Raw genomic sequence first — 12260 nt, 5'->3', positions numbered from 1 at the left:
GTCGGCACGTCGGCCGTTTTCCCCGACGGCGAGTACCAGGTGCGCACCAAGTGCAAGGAGGAGGGCGACGTCGACTACCAGGACCCGATCGCCCCGGTGCGGGTCACCGTCACCTCGACCTCCCCGGGCGGTGGCGGCCTGGACTTCGGTCTTGACGGCCTCCTCGACCTCCTCAGCGGGTTCGGCAGCTAACAGCCGCAGCGGCGGTGGCGACGTCCCAGACGTGGCCACCGCCACCACGCTGCACCGGCCGAAGGTCGTCGGCCCCGTTGTCGCCGCCGGGTCCGGGCGCGCTCACGTGCCGCAGCATTGGATCCCAACGGTTTCCAGCCTTGCGCACCACTCTCACATTGGACGGCAGGGCAAGTGCTGCATTGTTCTGTCGACGGTTGGGGCTGATCCGGGTCGGTAGCCCACCCGGAACGAGCGGCCTGTGAAGGGGACCTGCTGTCCGCGAACCGTGTTCGCGGAGATTCATCCGGGCATGGCAGCGGCCCGACTTCCACTGTCCTGGTGAGTCGAGCTGCTGCTGTCTTAGTTTGGCGCCGAACGGTCAGCCGATGCCGATGCCACCGCCGAAGGTGACGCTCAACCACTTCAGGAAAGCGTCGAATGCGACACTGAAGTCAATACCTGCAGAACCCATCAGAAATCACTCCTCACCCTTGTTGCATTCCACGGGATCTGCTGATCCGCGCTTACTTGCATATCGACCTGACTTCAGAAACGTTTCACGACACGGAGAATTTTTTTGATTTCATCGATTTGAACAATTGACCAATATCTGAGGACCTGTGCTCGCATTTATTGGACGGGCGATCAAATGGTCAAACGTCCTGGACAATTAGTCAGATAAAGAAAGTCCTCAGCAGTCCCGTGTCATATCGAGGGGTCCGATCCCGAGGACGGTGTCCCGTTCGCATCGTGAAACAGGCAGACCACCTGCTCGGCTTCGTCTGCGGTAGGAGCGGCCGGGGCGCAGCTGCGCAGTCGCCATCGGGTATGGGCAGTACCTGGCCCACACAGGTGGCCGGTGGCCAACGCCCGCTCGATGCGGCACCGGACAGCGCTTTTGGGCCGGGCCGACGGTGAACACGATCCGGATCCGGACCTGGTCACCGTCACGGATCGTCTGTATGTGGTGCCGCGCCAGCGAGCAGGGCCGCTGGTGGCCCCAGTGCGTGCATAACGCGGACGTGACCGCGGCGCCGGGGCACCGGTATCAGCGTCCGGTGTCATGACCAGAACAGCTTGGTGAGCGAACACGCTCCGCATATCTCGTAGTGTCCTCCCGGGAAGGTCCCTGCCAGGTTGATGGGGACCGGAAGTTCACAGCCAGGAAATCATGGACGCCCGACGACTGGGCGTGAGTACTGGCCGTTGCGGTGGGCCGCTGTACGCGCGAATATTTGAATTCGCGGATCGAGAGAGGTATCGGTAACGGTGAAAAACTCGTGAAGCAGAGATCCGGCCGAGAATGTGAAAACATTCCCGGCCGAACCCCTGTCTGGGGGAATTCTCGATGACAGCAGCGGACCCGGAGAAGTTCCTGCCGTGCTCGCTCGCCCGCGCCAGCCGACGGGGCCGGGATCCGGTCCCGCCTGCTCTGCCGCTTCTCATCTTCGAAGAGCGAGGACTAGCCAACGGCAACGCTTTCGGTGCCGACCCGGCGGACCCGAACACAGTGGGGCCGATGTTCCACGACGTGGGAACAGTCTCCACCGCTGGCGATTAAACGTCTGATGTCATTCGAATAACTGAACAGGCGCACAGCATGATTCGACCGTGTCAACGATCGGGACGGCGTGTCGGTTAATTGATTAGCTGTCCCCGAAAAGGCGCGCGTGCGCCCCGCGGGGAAATTGCTGATTGAGAACCTATCGGCGGGGAAAGGGGGGTGGGCCAACGCCGCTACCCCGTAAGAATCGCTTTCTGCAAGGACGGAGATTGTGCATCCGAGAAGGAGACGACTGGCTTCGTAAATGCCTGGGCAGTGTGCTTCTCTGAATTGGTCGGACGTACAGTAAATTTCGGTTCTGGTCAGACGTACAACGGTTTTTATTACTGGTTGGACGTCCAGCAAGAGAGATTGCTAGCTTGTTACCAAGCTACATTGCATGGCATTTCATACCGGCGGCGCGATAGCTGGTGCCAAACACTAGCTGGAACCGTGATTACCCTTTTTGTCCGACGGGCACTACGTATCCTGCATTCGTTTGTTTTCTTGGTAACAACCTATTTTGCCTTCACGCCTGCTATCTTTCTATCCGTAGGCTTCCTATCCGTAGGCTTCGGTTCAGGTCCGTTCCAGTCGTCACTGTAGGCAACAGAATTTCCGATACTCCGCGTAACCCGCAACATGTCGACTGCAAGGCCGGCCTCGTGGAACGGACACGCCAGGGTGCAGCACCGAGGCCGCCGATCTCGTCGACAGCTACCTCATCGGTTCGTCAAGGAGATGAAGATGTCCAACGAGCACTTCATGGGAGCACCCGACACCGCGTTGCAGACCGCGACGCCCGATGGTGATAACAGTTCGCTCGTACCGAGGACTGCAGCCGAGTTCGCCGCACCGTCCGTGGGTGCGCCGAAACTCCCTCAATTCTCCGCCCGCGTAGACCCGGAGTTGCTGCGGCAGGTGAAGATCGAAGTAGCCACCCGGGGGACGACTTTGCAGGCGGCGACGGCCGAAGCATTCAGACTGTGGCTGTCCTCGAAGTAGCCCGTCCGGGCCGTATGGTCGTCGACAGGCGATTCAAGCGGGACCGGCCGACGCATCGTTGAGTTGCTTCGTGACACAGCGGGAGGGTGAGTTTATCGCTCCGAGGATCCCGGTCGAGCTCGACGTGTTCGTGCGCTCATCGGGTTCCGGCCGAACCGCCAGTTGGTCCGCTGCGCCTCGACGTCGTACGTCACGAACGCCACTTGGCGCACCTGAAGCACGTCGGCGAGGTCGGCAAGACCTTCTTCCTGCGCCATGCAGCGGCCCGTGGTTTCGACGATGCCGCATTCGTCGACCCGTCACGGTCGCTTGGCGAGGCCACCATTTGGAACCTCGCCTTCTGGGACGGCGAGTCTGTCATTTGGCCACGCGCCGGCTTGCTGCCCGGGATCACGATGCAAGTTCTGGCCAGGAGACTCGCCGCCCGAGGAGTCGCGCATCGAACAGTCGACGTACACGCCGAGGATCTCGGCGTGTACTCAGCCGCCGTCGTCATGAACTCGTGGACCCCCGGGATCCCGGTGGACCGGATCGGCGACCACCAGTTCACCGACGACGAGCAACTCGTGCGGGTGCTGCACGCCCCGTACGCCGACGAGTCTCTCGTCACCGTTTGAGGCTTGCTGCTCCTGGATGGTCTCGATCGACGAATGCCGACGTTGACCCTCAACGGATCTTGTGCCACACGGGCTCCCCTGATGTGACCACGTGCGGACACGTCGATGATGGATGCCACACTTCGGAGTTCGATCGCGTCGTTCGGGCGGCGACGGCTGACCCGGATGCGGCTAGATATCTGATGGTTGCGGCTGAGCCGGTTCCTCGGACTTCGCCCCCTTGGTGCCGTCCGCGACCTTGAGCCAGACGACGCCGCCGATGATGACGGCCAGCCAGAAGGCCTTGACGGGGGTGAGGGTCTCGTCGAAGAAGACTGGTCCGAGGACGGCGGCGCCGACCGCGCCGATCCCGGCCCACACGGCGTAGCCGATGCCGACGTCGATGCTGCGAAGTGCGACGCTGAGCGCGAACAGCGTCAGGAGGAAGAAGGCGATCGCGACGAGAGACCAGGGCAGCACTGTGAAGCCTTGGCTGCCTCCGACCGAGAGCGCGTAGCCGATTTCGAAGAGTCCGGCCAAGAGGAGGACGAGCCAGGCGCTCGTGATGGTGCTGCGGGAAGTGGTCGTGTCCGTGGACATCTGTGTGGCCTTCCTGTGGGGCTTGGTCGGGCAGGTGGGCTGTGGCTGAGGGTGCGTGCGTGGGGTCATGCCGCTCCGCTGATTTGGAGCCCGACGACGCCGCCGATGACGGCCGCGATCCCGAGGGCCTTGCGCCAGTCCAGGCGCTGTCCGAAGAGCAGGGCACCGAGGATGACGATCCCAACGCCTGCCACGGAGGTCCAGATCGCATACCCCACTCCGATGTCGAAGGTGAGCAGCGCCAGGCTGAGGAAGTAGGTGGCGACGCCGCCGCTGACGAGGGTCGCCGCGGTCCACCCGACGCGGGTGAAACCTTGCGCCTTGCCGGCCGCGATCGCGACGGTGATCTCGAAGAGCACGGCGATGCCGAGGTAGAGCCAGTGCATGGTTGGTCCTTCGTGTGAGTGTGACTTCAGTGCTGGGGGGCCAGTGCGGTGCCGTGAAGCTCGAGGAATCTCGCGAAGGGCTCGAGACCACGGTCGACGGTCACGAGTTGCGCACCCTGGGCGATGAGCAACCGGTCGGTTCCGAGCGCGTCGTAGCTGGAGCGGTAGTCGAATCCCCAGCGGGCGACGGTGGTGCGATCGACGGCGAAGTGGACTGCGTCGACTCCGTGCTCCGCGGCGAAGCGGTAGCACAGAGCACACGGTTCGCCCGTGGCCAGCAGGGTCATGCCCTTCAGACTGGTGAGACCGCGTTCCTGCAGGACGTGCCGCATCGCGACGATCTCGGCGTGGGCACTGGGGTCACCCGTCTCGCGGACCAGGTTCACGCCGGGGTCTGACACGGACCCGTCATCAGCGACCAGCAGCCCAACGAAGGGAAGTCCCCCAGCCTCGACATGGCGCACACTGAAATCCACCGCTTCGGCCATCAAGGTCACGAGCCGGCTGGTGTCGCGGCTCATGCAGCAGCCGCCTCGTCCAGGGCCCGCCGGATCACGCCTTCGGTCGCCACACCGTTGATCCGACGCCCGCCAATGACGATGGTGGGCACGACGGTGATCTCCATCCGCTCCGACTCGGCCAGCGCCTGGCGGTGCCGCTCGGCGTACTCCTCCTGGTCGAGGGCTGCGGAGTAGGCGACCGGATCCAACCCGGCCTCCTCGGCCAGGCGGGCCAACACCTCCCGATCGCCGATGTCCAGGTCCTCCCGGAAGAACGCAGTCAGCAGCCGCCGGTGATAGTCGCCGCCCAGCCCCTGATCGGCGGCGTACTGGGCGCCGCGAAAGGCCAGCCTGGTGTACGGCTGCGGTGAGACACTCGGCAACGTCATGGGCACCTCATGGTGGCGGGCCATCGGGTAGACGGTGCGCTGCCAGATGTCGGGCAGGTATTCGTCCTCCGGCCGCAAGGTCGGCGTCGGGTAGGGACGCAGCTCGTTCGCATGGTGGACGACCTCCACGTAGGCTCGGTCAGCGATCGCGCGCTCGATCAGCTCATCGGCGATCAGGCAGAACGGGCAGACGTAGTCGGACCAGATATGGATCTGGACAGTCATGCGACCTCCGGTTCGATCGGCACCCCGATCGGGTGCGGCCCGTCGATTGTGGAAGTTCACACCGGTGTCAGCTGCAATGCTGGGGCCAGTTCGGCCCGATCTGGAGGTGTCATGCGCATCGGTGTACTGGCGGACGCAAGCGGAGTCAGCCCACGGTCACTGCGGTACTACGAGGACCACGGCCTGATCCGGTCCGAGCGCACAACCGGCGGCTGGCGCGACTTCGACGACTCCATGGTCGAACGCGTCATCATGATCCAGCACCTCTTCGCCGCAGGCCTGTGCAGTGCCACGATCGGCGACCTGCTCCCGTGCCTCGAAGCGCCACCCGAGGAGCGCACCGGCGTGATGGACCAACTCCTGGCACAAGAGGTTGAGCGCCTCGAGGCCAAGCGACGCGACATCGACCGCGAACTCGACACCCTGCAGGCACTGCGAACCGACACAGCCCTGCCCAGCACCTCGCGCGACTGAGCCCCCGCGCGACCGGTCAGCGATCGGTGACCGGTCATCGATGGCCAGGCGGCCGGATCAATGCCGTGTCTGTCAGTCCGGTGCGTCGTCGCCGATGTCGGTGGGGGCGGTGTGGGCCCGCTCGGCTGCGTGGCGGTGCGCATCCGTACCGGGGGCGGAAAGCTCTACTCGGACGCTGGCGTGCGCGCTACGAGTGATCCCGGCGATCGATCGAGGTCACATGTTGTCGAAGATGACGGCCTCGGGGACGCCCGCGGTTTGTGCGGCGCCGACCGCCTCCATCAGTTCGTCGGTGAGCTGACGGTAGGTGTCCACTCGGACGGGTGTGGGGATGTTGGGGTCCGTGAGGTACATGAAGCTGCGCAGCACCGCGTGTGCGTCCCGCACCCGTTCGAGCGCCCCGCGCTGTTCGGCGGTCATCTTCGGCGCCCGAGTGCAGGAGTTGCATCGGGCCCTGCCGTTCGCAACGCTTCGCCGCACGGAGACACCGAGCGGTTCCTAGTTCGGTGTTCCGGGGGTGTGCGCGGGTTCGGGCGCATCGGTCCGGTGCGCGGTGCCGACCGCCCTGGTGAGGTCGCGGTGCAGGCGCCGGTAGGTGCTCAACCACGCGGCGTCGACCGGTTCGGCGCGCAGGTGCGCCATCAGCGCCGCGCTGTTGTCGTCGGTGGCCAGCCATCGGCGCATCGCGGTCGCGCAGTCCTGTACCTGTCGCAGCGACTGGGGATGTCCGGACTGGTTCGGCATCGTGCTCACTCCCGCCTGTCACGAATCGGTGCGGTGCAGTGATACGCCGTTCATGGTTGCACGGTCGGAGTAGTCGCCGCGTGCTATCGGCCGGCAAAGATCGTGCGGACCGGCGGGAAGGAGACCGGCGGATTGCCTGTCGGCATGAAATCCGCATCACCGGCTCACTAAACCGGGGTGGGCACTGGTCATAGTGTGGATCCGGTGCCGTAAATCAGACCCGCTGTCCGCCTTCGGTGTGGTGACGGGTCCGCTCCCACGGCCACGTCATCATCGCCCACACGATGAGGATCAGCGTGGTCGCGGTCAGCAGATACAGCGGCCAGGGGCCCAGCACGTCCAGCAGGGTCGCGGTGGCGGGTTTTCGGTTGAGGAACCCGTAGTTGGTGCCGGCGATGGCGTTGAAGGTGACCGTGGCTGCCGCCCAGACCGCCGTGACCAGGACCACGATCCGGTAGCTGCGCCACCGCGGCCGCATCCGCCGGCCCCAGGTGAGGTAGATCGCCGCCCAGACGACGAGCAGGTGGATCCCCCAGAACGCGAGGAACTCGTGGTGGGGGAAGTCCGGGCTGGTCAGCACCGGTGAGATCAACGCCTGTGTGCTCAGCACCAGACCCCAGTAGTAGGTGAGCGCGAACGCCCACTGTGCCTGCGACCACAGCGCGTAGGCCGCCGCCACCGTCGCGAGATCGGTCAGGCGCAGCGGCACCGACCCGCCGATGCTGGGCGGGAACAGCGAATAGACCAGCGCCGCACCGTAGATCACGGCGGTCAGCACCGCCAGGGCGCGGCCGAGACGGCGCGCCTGCGCTTCGCTCTGCCGGCGCCCGAGCCAGACCAGCAGCGCGGCGACCGTGACGAATACCGCGATCACGGCCCAGTACGACGGACCGTAGGCCGTGAACTCCCGTTGTGCGGTGAACACGTCCATCAACTCCGCAGTGTCATCCCCCGCGGCGTTCTGGTGCATCGGGGTCCCTCCACGCGCGCCACCTGCGGCCCGCCCCGGTCACACAGCGGTGAGCTTCCTCCATCCTGTACCACACCGCCGGTCCCCTGCTGATAATTCGCTTTCACGGAGGGGTGCGTTGTTGGTTCCGAACGGAAGCAGCTGCGGAGCGGGAAAGCCGTGGCGAGGTTGGACGACGCGAACGCTGCGGTGGCGGCAGCGGCGGCGGCAGGGGGGTGATCCTGCTGGTCCAGCAGGATCGCGGGCGCGGGTCCGGCACCGCCAGGCGCCACCCCGGGGCGCCGGTCCGGCCGGACCTTGGCTGGGCGGCGGCCGAGGAACAGTGCCAGTAGCGCTCCCGCCGCGCACACCACCGACGTGATCAGAAATATCCCGCGGCGCTGTTCGGTCGGTCCATCACCGTATGCAGGTGGGGTACATCCAACGGGCACGGAAAGGCTGCTGACCCGGCGAAACCTTGTTGCAGCCGTGGATCGGGGCAGTGTCGTTGTCAGGAGGGCGCCAGAATCGCCGCTACCGGGAGGGCGCCATCTGCCGTTTTGGTGGTGGCGGCCGGCGATCGTCGTGGCGGTGACTGCGGGTGTGCCGTCTGCGCTCGGTTTCGGTCATGCCGCCCCAGATTCCGTATGGTTCACCGGCCGCCGGGGCGTGGTCGCGGCACGCGGTGAGCACCGGGCAGTCCTGGCAGATCTGCCGGGCCCGCGTTTCCCGTCGGGCTCGGGCGTGGCCGCGTTCCTTGTCCGGGGAGAAGAACACCGACGATTCGGCCCCGCGGCACGTTGCACGGTCCTGCCATCCCACGGCCTCGGTGGTGGCGGTCTCGGACGCCGGTATCGGTGCGGTTCCTGCGGGTAACACTGTCGATTCCTTTCGTTTTCTCCGACCCCGAGGAATGAATCGCCCGCGCCAGGGCATTGGTTTTCAGGTCGTTCAGGTGGCTTCGGGTACCGGTTACCCCTCGTGGCATATAGCAACCGGTCACCCTGTTTTTAGAGGTATACCGGAGGGCGCGGCCCCGGCGCTACTCGATCGGGTGTCCAACACATCCGCCAGTCAAGGCTGCGAGTCCGCGATTTACCTGCAGGTTTGCTCACATCCACGCGCCGTTCACGTAGACCGACCACCTCGGGCCACGCCGATGCCTCCGGCGGCCGGTGCCGGCTCCCCGGCTACGTGGTGCGGCCACCTCTGTGGCGGCGGCGCTCGTTGAACCGGGCCCGCTGCCGAGCGAGCAGAATCAGCCGTTCGTGCTGGATCCGCTGCTGCTCATGGGCGATGGTGAACCGGACAGTGGTGGTGTGGCGGCGCAGGTCCGCGGCGCGGGCGGCGGCATTCTCATCACCGAGCAGGTACGCGGCGGCCCGATCGCAGTCGATCAGGAAATGCTCGAACGCCAACCGGGCCGGTGCCTGCTCGTCGATCCGGGACATCCCCCGGTCTTCGATCACCTGCAAGGGGATCCGCAGCACCCGGTAGTTCAGGCGCGCCAGCGTCACCGGCACCGAATCCAGTCGCATCGTTGCTCCTCACCACGGAAGATGGTGTGTCGCCGCCACGTGTCGGGCGAGGTCAGCCGTTCGGGTGGAACGGGGCACCGCGGGTGCGGCGGGTACCGACCCGGCCGAGAAACCGTTGCAAAGCCGCGGTGCCGGCGATGGCGGCGGACAGCACACTCACCCGCACGAAGACGGTGGTCATGTCGATTCTCCCGGCCGCGCGGACTCGTCGTCGTGGGCGAACGTGGCCTCGATGCGGGCCTTGATCTCCTCGGTACTGATCGTCCCCGACACCGCCGAGGTGCGTGCCGGGACGGGTGTCGGTGTGATGGTGCTCATCGGTGAATTTCCTGTCGGGTGGAGGGATTCGGATGCGCCGGAAAGGTGGTCAGATCATCACAGCGGCGGCGGCGATGCAGATCAGGGCCGCGACCGCGGCCAGGCCGCCCAGGGGCAGGGATCCGGTCACGGCCCATGCGGGTGCGGACGCCGCTGCCGCGGCGCCGAGCGTGATCGATGTCCCGGACCGCATGCGTGAGGTCGTCGGTTCGTCGGGACATGCGGTGTGGTCGGTGGTGTGCATGTCGGATCCTTCCTCGGTGCCGGGGTCTGACCTGCGGGGTTGGATGGGGTTCGGGGTCTACAGTCCGACGGCCCGCTCGAGGGCGTCGAGTTCGTCGCCCAGATGGTCGAGCATCGGGTGCAAGTCCGGCACGGCACGCCGGCAGCCGGTGAGCCCGAAGGCAATCCGGTCGTCGCTGCTGGTGGCGGTGATGTTGAGGGCCTGCCCGGTGGTCGGAATCGACAGCGGGAACAGGGCGTCGAGGCGGGCCCCGTTCCAGTACAACGGGGTTCGTGGTCCGGCCACATTGGAGATGACCACGTTGAACGGTGGCCGCAACGGGCCCCGCCGGCCGAGGAGCATCTCCAGCCCGAGTGGGGCGGCGCCGAGGGCGCTCATCGCGAGCACCTGCGCCGGGCTCATCGCCCGCAATGCCTGCTTGCCCTCGTTCATGCTGGTGCGGACCATTTCCAGCCTGTGCTCCGGGTCGGGTAGGTGGGTGGCCAGGTTGCACATCAACACCCCCACCCGATTGCCGCCGGATTCCCCTCCGGACTCGTGCCCGGTGTCGGGGCCGCGCAACGAGACGGGGACCATCGCGATCAGCGGATCCGCCGGCAACGCGCCGCGGCCGCGCAGGTAGGAGCGGAGCGCCCCGGCACTCATGGTCAGGACGATGTCGTTGATGGTGGCGTCGGCGTGCTTGGCCAACAGCCGGATCCGCTCGAGCGCAACGGACCGGGCGGCGACCTGCCGGGCACCGCCGATCGGGACGTTCAGCAGGGTGCGCGGCGCGGTCAGCGAGACCGCACCGCCTCGGCCGCGCAGCGCCCGGTCCACGGTGCCCACCGCCGCGGGAACCAGACCGGCGACTTCCCCGGCCACACTCCGGGCGGCGTCCCACGCCATCCCGGGCAGCGTCGAGGTCAGGCCGGCGATGCTCTCGGCGTCCGTCGGTTCCGGGACCACCGCCAGGCGGTGCCGGGGTTGCCAGGGGGCGGGCAGGTGCCGGCGGTGCGGGTCCTCGCTCATGCTCTCGCGCAGCAGCCGCATCGCCGACGCCCCGTCTGCGAGGGCGTGGTGGATCTTGATGTAGACCGCGTACCGGCCGTCGGCGAGGCCTTCGATCAGGTGTATCTCCCACAGCGGGCGGCTGCGGTCCAACAGGATGCCGTGCAAGCGGGACACCAACGTCATCAGCTCGGCCATCCCACCCGGCCGCGGCAGTGCATTCCGGCGGATGTGATGGCCCAGATCCACCTCATGGTCGGGCAGGGTGTCCCATCCCCAGTGGCCGAGGGAGGCCACCGAGCGGCGGGCCCGCCGACAAAACAGCGGCGCCACCTGCTCGCCGGTCAGGGCGGTCTCGAACAGCACCCGCACGTCCGCCGCCGTCGCCCCCTCCGGCGGGGTGAACAGGGCCAGGCCGCCCACGTGCATCGGATGCTCGCGGGACTCACCCAGCAGAAACAGCGAGTCGGTCGGCGACATCGGAAGCAACATGATGGTTCGGCCCTTTCTTCCCCGACGCGTGGCTTCCGGAACTCGGAACGGAAAGTTCCGTTCCGGAGGAACCGGCGGTGGTGCGGATGTAGGTCACGGTCACGGTTAGGTGTGTGATGAATCACAAACCGGACACGTTGGTTTAGTTGTACCCCACCGCGACGGAGATGCCAACACGGGCAATCATCTGGCGCCGAGTGCCTATTCGCAGGTCAGTGCAAGGTTCAACGACTGGACGCTCGAGTAGGTGACAGGCGGGCAATCCTCGGGTTAGAACTGGTCGACTATCGAAAAACGTGACGCAACCCACTACGTTGTCGGGTGCGGTGAGACCACGGTCCTGCCGATGCACGAGCCGCAAGAAGCAACCCGTGGCCGTCGAAGGACATCCCCGAACCATCGCCACCAGTCGTCCCACTACCGGTGCCGATTTCCGCTGCTGCGGCGGCGACCCGACGGCCGGGAAGTCCTCGCCACCGCGAAGGGGATCCTGATCGCCGGCCGCGGCTGCACCGACACCCAGGCATTCGACGAACTGCTCGATGTCGCGCGGCGCCACCACCTCGGCGTCACCCAGCGGTCGGACCAACTCCCGATCCCCTCCCATCCAAGGAGATCGGGAGCGCCAGCACCAAAGAATCGGTGTCGGCGTACTCATCGTCGTTCAACCCGAAATCGGATTCCGCTCGCTGTCGGCGGCCGCCGGCTGATGAAAAGCTGGGGCGTCGAAATACGCTGCGTCGTAAGGCCCACCACGGCATTGACCGGCACACGATGCGCGGCGAGAAGCACATCTATCCCGGGACGAGAGAAGGAGAGCGCGGATGTCCTCGAAGGATAAGTATTTGAACAAGGGCCAACCGGGTGGCATCGGTTGCGGTCATGGTGCTGATGGTCGTGTCCGGGGGCAGCGTGCTTGCCTGGTGCGGTTCGGCGTCGGCCGATATTCCGTCGGGGTCACGCACAACCTCGGCGGTCTCAACGCGGACATCCATCACGCAGACCGGGACACCCCGCCGGCCAACCTCCCCCGCGAGGCCTAGGGCTGGCTACTCGCCAAACACCGCACCGCAGCCGGCAACCACCGGGACCC

Annotated in this window: 19 protein-coding genes and 1 pseudogene; 7 read left to right on the top strand and 13 right to left on the bottom strand. The window is 66.1% G+C overall.

Features of this window, described 5'->3' with window-relative positions; genetic code table 11:
* From NOF53_RS11145 to NOF53_RS11130, 4 genes are all read left to right on the top strand, one after another.
* A partial coding sequence (locus NOF53_RS11145) for a hypothetical protein (protein WP_255968147.1) occupies positions 1-192 on the top strand: 192 nt, incomplete at its 5' end.
* Between the two features lie 1330 nt (positions 193-1522).
* Positions 1523-1735 carry a hypothetical protein gene (locus NOF53_RS11140; RefSeq protein ID WP_255968145.1) on the top strand — a complete coding sequence of 71 codons (213 nt, stop codon included), beginning with the start codon at positions 1523-1525 and terminating at the stop codon, positions 1733-1735.
* Positions 1736-2458: 723 nt separating this feature from the next.
* Positions 2459-2722, top strand: a complete 264-nt coding sequence (locus tag NOF53_RS11135) for a hypothetical protein (RefSeq protein ID WP_308213801.1) — start codon at positions 2459-2461, stop codon at positions 2720-2722.
* Positions 2723-2808: 86 nt separating this feature from the next.
* Positions 2809-3339 carry an aminotransferase class IV gene (locus tag NOF53_RS11130; protein WP_255968142.1) on the top strand — a complete coding sequence of 177 codons (531 nt, stop codon included), beginning with the start codon at positions 2809-2811 and terminating at the stop codon, positions 3337-3339.
* Between the two features lie 171 nt (positions 3340-3510).
* On the opposite strand, the gene NOF53_RS11125 is transcribed toward NOF53_RS11130, so the two are convergent.
* From NOF53_RS11125 to NOF53_RS11110, 4 genes are all read right to left on the bottom strand, one after another.
* Complete coding sequence (locus NOF53_RS11125) at positions 3511-3918, bottom strand: DMT family transporter (RefSeq protein ID WP_255968140.1); 408 nt, start codon at positions 3916-3918, stop codon at positions 3511-3513.
* 65 nt (positions 3919-3983) lie between these two features.
* Positions 3984-4304 carry a DMT family transporter gene (locus NOF53_RS11120; RefSeq protein ID WP_255968138.1) on the bottom strand — a complete coding sequence of 107 codons (321 nt, stop codon included), beginning with the start codon at positions 4302-4304 and terminating at the stop codon, positions 3984-3986.
* Positions 4305-4330: 26 nt separating this feature from the next.
* The gene (locus NOF53_RS11115; protein WP_255968136.1) at positions 4331-4825 is read right to left on the bottom strand and encodes a tRNA-specific adenosine deaminase; all 495 of its coding nucleotides are present in this window, start codon (positions 4823-4825) and stop codon (positions 4331-4333) included.
* The gene (locus NOF53_RS11110; RefSeq protein ID WP_255968134.1) at positions 4822-5418 is read right to left on the bottom strand and encodes a DsbA family oxidoreductase; all 597 of its coding nucleotides are present in this window, start codon (positions 5416-5418) and stop codon (positions 4822-4824) included. The genes NOF53_RS11115 and NOF53_RS11110 overlap by 4 nt, the downstream gene beginning before the upstream one ends.
* Positions 5419-5529: 111 nt before the next feature.
* Between NOF53_RS11110 and NOF53_RS11105 the strand changes: the two genes are divergently transcribed.
* The gene (locus NOF53_RS11105) at positions 5530-5892 is read left to right on the top strand and encodes a MerR family transcriptional regulator (protein ID WP_255968132.1); all 363 of its coding nucleotides are present in this window, start codon (positions 5530-5532) and stop codon (positions 5890-5892) included.
* A 216-nt stretch (positions 5893-6108) separates the two neighbouring features.
* On the opposite strand, the gene NOF53_RS11100 is transcribed toward NOF53_RS11105, so the two are convergent.
* From NOF53_RS11100 to NOF53_RS11060, 9 genes are all read right to left on the bottom strand, one after another.
* Positions 6109-6312 carry a hypothetical protein gene (locus NOF53_RS11100; protein WP_255968131.1) on the bottom strand — a complete coding sequence of 68 codons (204 nt, stop codon included), beginning with the start codon at positions 6310-6312 and terminating at the stop codon, positions 6109-6111.
* A 78-nt stretch (positions 6313-6390) separates the two neighbouring features.
* Positions 6391-6636 (bottom strand): hypothetical protein, encoded by a 246-nt coding sequence (locus NOF53_RS11095; protein ID WP_255968129.1) that lies wholly within the window; start codon positions 6634-6636, stop codon positions 6391-6393.
* Positions 6637-6850: 214 nt separating this feature from the next.
* Positions 6851-7561 (bottom strand): YwaF family protein, encoded by a 711-nt coding sequence (locus tag NOF53_RS11090; protein ID WP_255968175.1) that lies wholly within the window; start codon positions 7559-7561, stop codon positions 6851-6853.
* Positions 7562-8119: 558 nt separating this feature from the next.
* A complete protein-coding gene (locus NOF53_RS11085) occupies positions 8120-8464 on the bottom strand; it encodes a WhiB family transcriptional regulator (RefSeq protein ID WP_255968127.1) in 345 nt (114 codons plus the stop codon).
* 311 nt (positions 8465-8775) lie between these two features.
* Entirely contained in the window at positions 8776-9123 is a 348-nt protein-coding gene (locus NOF53_RS11080; protein WP_255968125.1) for a hypothetical protein, read from the bottom strand.
* Positions 9124-9175: 52 nt separating this feature from the next.
* Positions 9176-9304: a hypothetical protein gene (locus NOF53_RS11075; protein WP_255968124.1), complete on the bottom strand. Its 129-nt coding sequence runs from the start codon at positions 9302-9304 to the stop codon at positions 9176-9178.
* Positions 9301-9441 carry a hypothetical protein gene (locus NOF53_RS11070; protein WP_255968122.1) on the bottom strand — a complete coding sequence of 47 codons (141 nt, stop codon included), beginning with the start codon at positions 9439-9441 and terminating at the stop codon, positions 9301-9303. The genes NOF53_RS11075 and NOF53_RS11070 overlap by 4 nt, the downstream gene beginning before the upstream one ends.
* 49 nt (positions 9442-9490) lie before the next feature.
* Positions 9491-9685, bottom strand: a complete 195-nt coding sequence (locus NOF53_RS11065; RefSeq protein ID WP_255968121.1) for a hypothetical protein — start codon at positions 9683-9685, stop codon at positions 9491-9493.
* Positions 9686-9742: 57 nt separating this feature from the next.
* Complete coding sequence (locus NOF53_RS11060; protein WP_255968119.1) at positions 9743-11167, bottom strand: WS/DGAT/MGAT family O-acyltransferase; 1425 nt, start codon at positions 11165-11167, stop codon at positions 9743-9745.
* Positions 11168-11603: 436 nt separating this feature from the next.
* On the opposite strand from NOF53_RS11060, the pseudogene NOF53_RS11055 reads away from it, so the two are divergent.
* A pseudogene (locus tag NOF53_RS11055) lies at positions 11604-11738 on the top strand (ANTAR domain-containing protein); the annotation flags it as partial.
* Positions 11739-11991: 253 nt separating this feature from the next.
* Entirely contained in the window at positions 11992-12210 is a 219-nt protein-coding gene (locus NOF53_RS11050) for a hypothetical protein (protein WP_255968117.1), read from the top strand.
* Positions 12211-12260 lie beyond the last annotated feature (50 nt).

This window comes from Rhodococcus tibetensis, from assembly GCF_024438035.1.
GTDB classification, from domain to species: domain Bacteria; phylum Actinomycetota; class Actinomycetes; order Mycobacteriales; family Mycobacteriaceae; genus Rhodococcus_F; species Rhodococcus_F tibetensis.
This window is presented reverse-complemented; position numbering and strand designations above follow the sequence as displayed.

Excerpts from the sequence above, each read along its gene's own strand:
- NOF53_RS11140 (WP_255968145.1), top strand. The coding sequence starts at position 1,523 with ATGACAGCAGCGGACCCGGAGAAGTTCCTGCCGTGCTCGCTCGCCCGC.
- NOF53_RS11135 (WP_308213801.1), top strand. The coding sequence starts at position 2,459 with ATGAAGATGTCCAACGAGCACTTCATGGGAGCACCCGACACCGCGTTG.
- NOF53_RS11125 (WP_255968140.1), bottom strand. The coding sequence starts at position 3,918 with ATGTCCACGGACACGACCACTTCCCGCAGCACCATCACGAGCGCCTGG.
- NOF53_RS11120 (WP_255968138.1), bottom strand. The coding sequence starts at position 4,304 with ATGCACTGGCTCTACCTCGGCATCGCCGTGCTCTTCGAGATCACCGTC.
- NOF53_RS11115 (WP_255968136.1), bottom strand. The coding sequence starts at position 4,825 with ATGAGCCGCGACACCAGCCGGCTCGTGACCTTGATGGCCGAAGCGGTG.
- NOF53_RS11110 (WP_255968134.1), bottom strand. The coding sequence starts at position 5,418 with ATGACTGTCCAGATCCATATCTGGTCCGACTACGTCTGCCCGTTCTGC.
- NOF53_RS11105 (WP_255968132.1), top strand. The coding sequence starts at position 5,530 with ATGCGCATCGGTGTACTGGCGGACGCAAGCGGAGTCAGCCCACGGTCA.
- NOF53_RS11100 (WP_255968131.1), bottom strand. The coding sequence starts at position 6,312 with ATGACCGCCGAACAGCGCGGGGCGCTCGAACGGGTGCGGGACGCACAC.
- NOF53_RS11095 (WP_255968129.1), bottom strand. The coding sequence starts at position 6,636 with ATGCCGAACCAGTCCGGACATCCCCAGTCGCTGCGACAGGTACAGGAC.
- NOF53_RS11080 (WP_255968125.1), bottom strand. The coding sequence starts at position 9,123 with ATGCGACTGGATTCGGTGCCGGTGACGCTGGCGCGCCTGAACTACCGG.
- NOF53_RS11075 (WP_255968124.1), bottom strand. The coding sequence starts at position 9,304 with ATGACCACCGTCTTCGTGCGGGTGAGTGTGCTGTCCGCCGCCATCGCC.
- NOF53_RS11070 (WP_255968122.1), bottom strand. The coding sequence starts at position 9,441 with ATGAGCACCATCACACCGACACCCGTCCCGGCACGCACCTCGGCGGTG.
- NOF53_RS11065 (WP_255968121.1), bottom strand. The coding sequence starts at position 9,685 with ATGCACACCACCGACCACACCGCATGTCCCGACGAACCGACGACCTCA.
- NOF53_RS11060 (WP_255968119.1), bottom strand. The coding sequence starts at position 11,167 with ATGTTGCTTCCGATGTCGCCGACCGACTCGCTGTTTCTGCTGGGTGAG.
- NOF53_RS11050 (WP_255968117.1), top strand. The coding sequence starts at position 11,992 with ATGTCCTCGAAGGATAAGTATTTGAACAAGGGCCAACCGGGTGGCATC.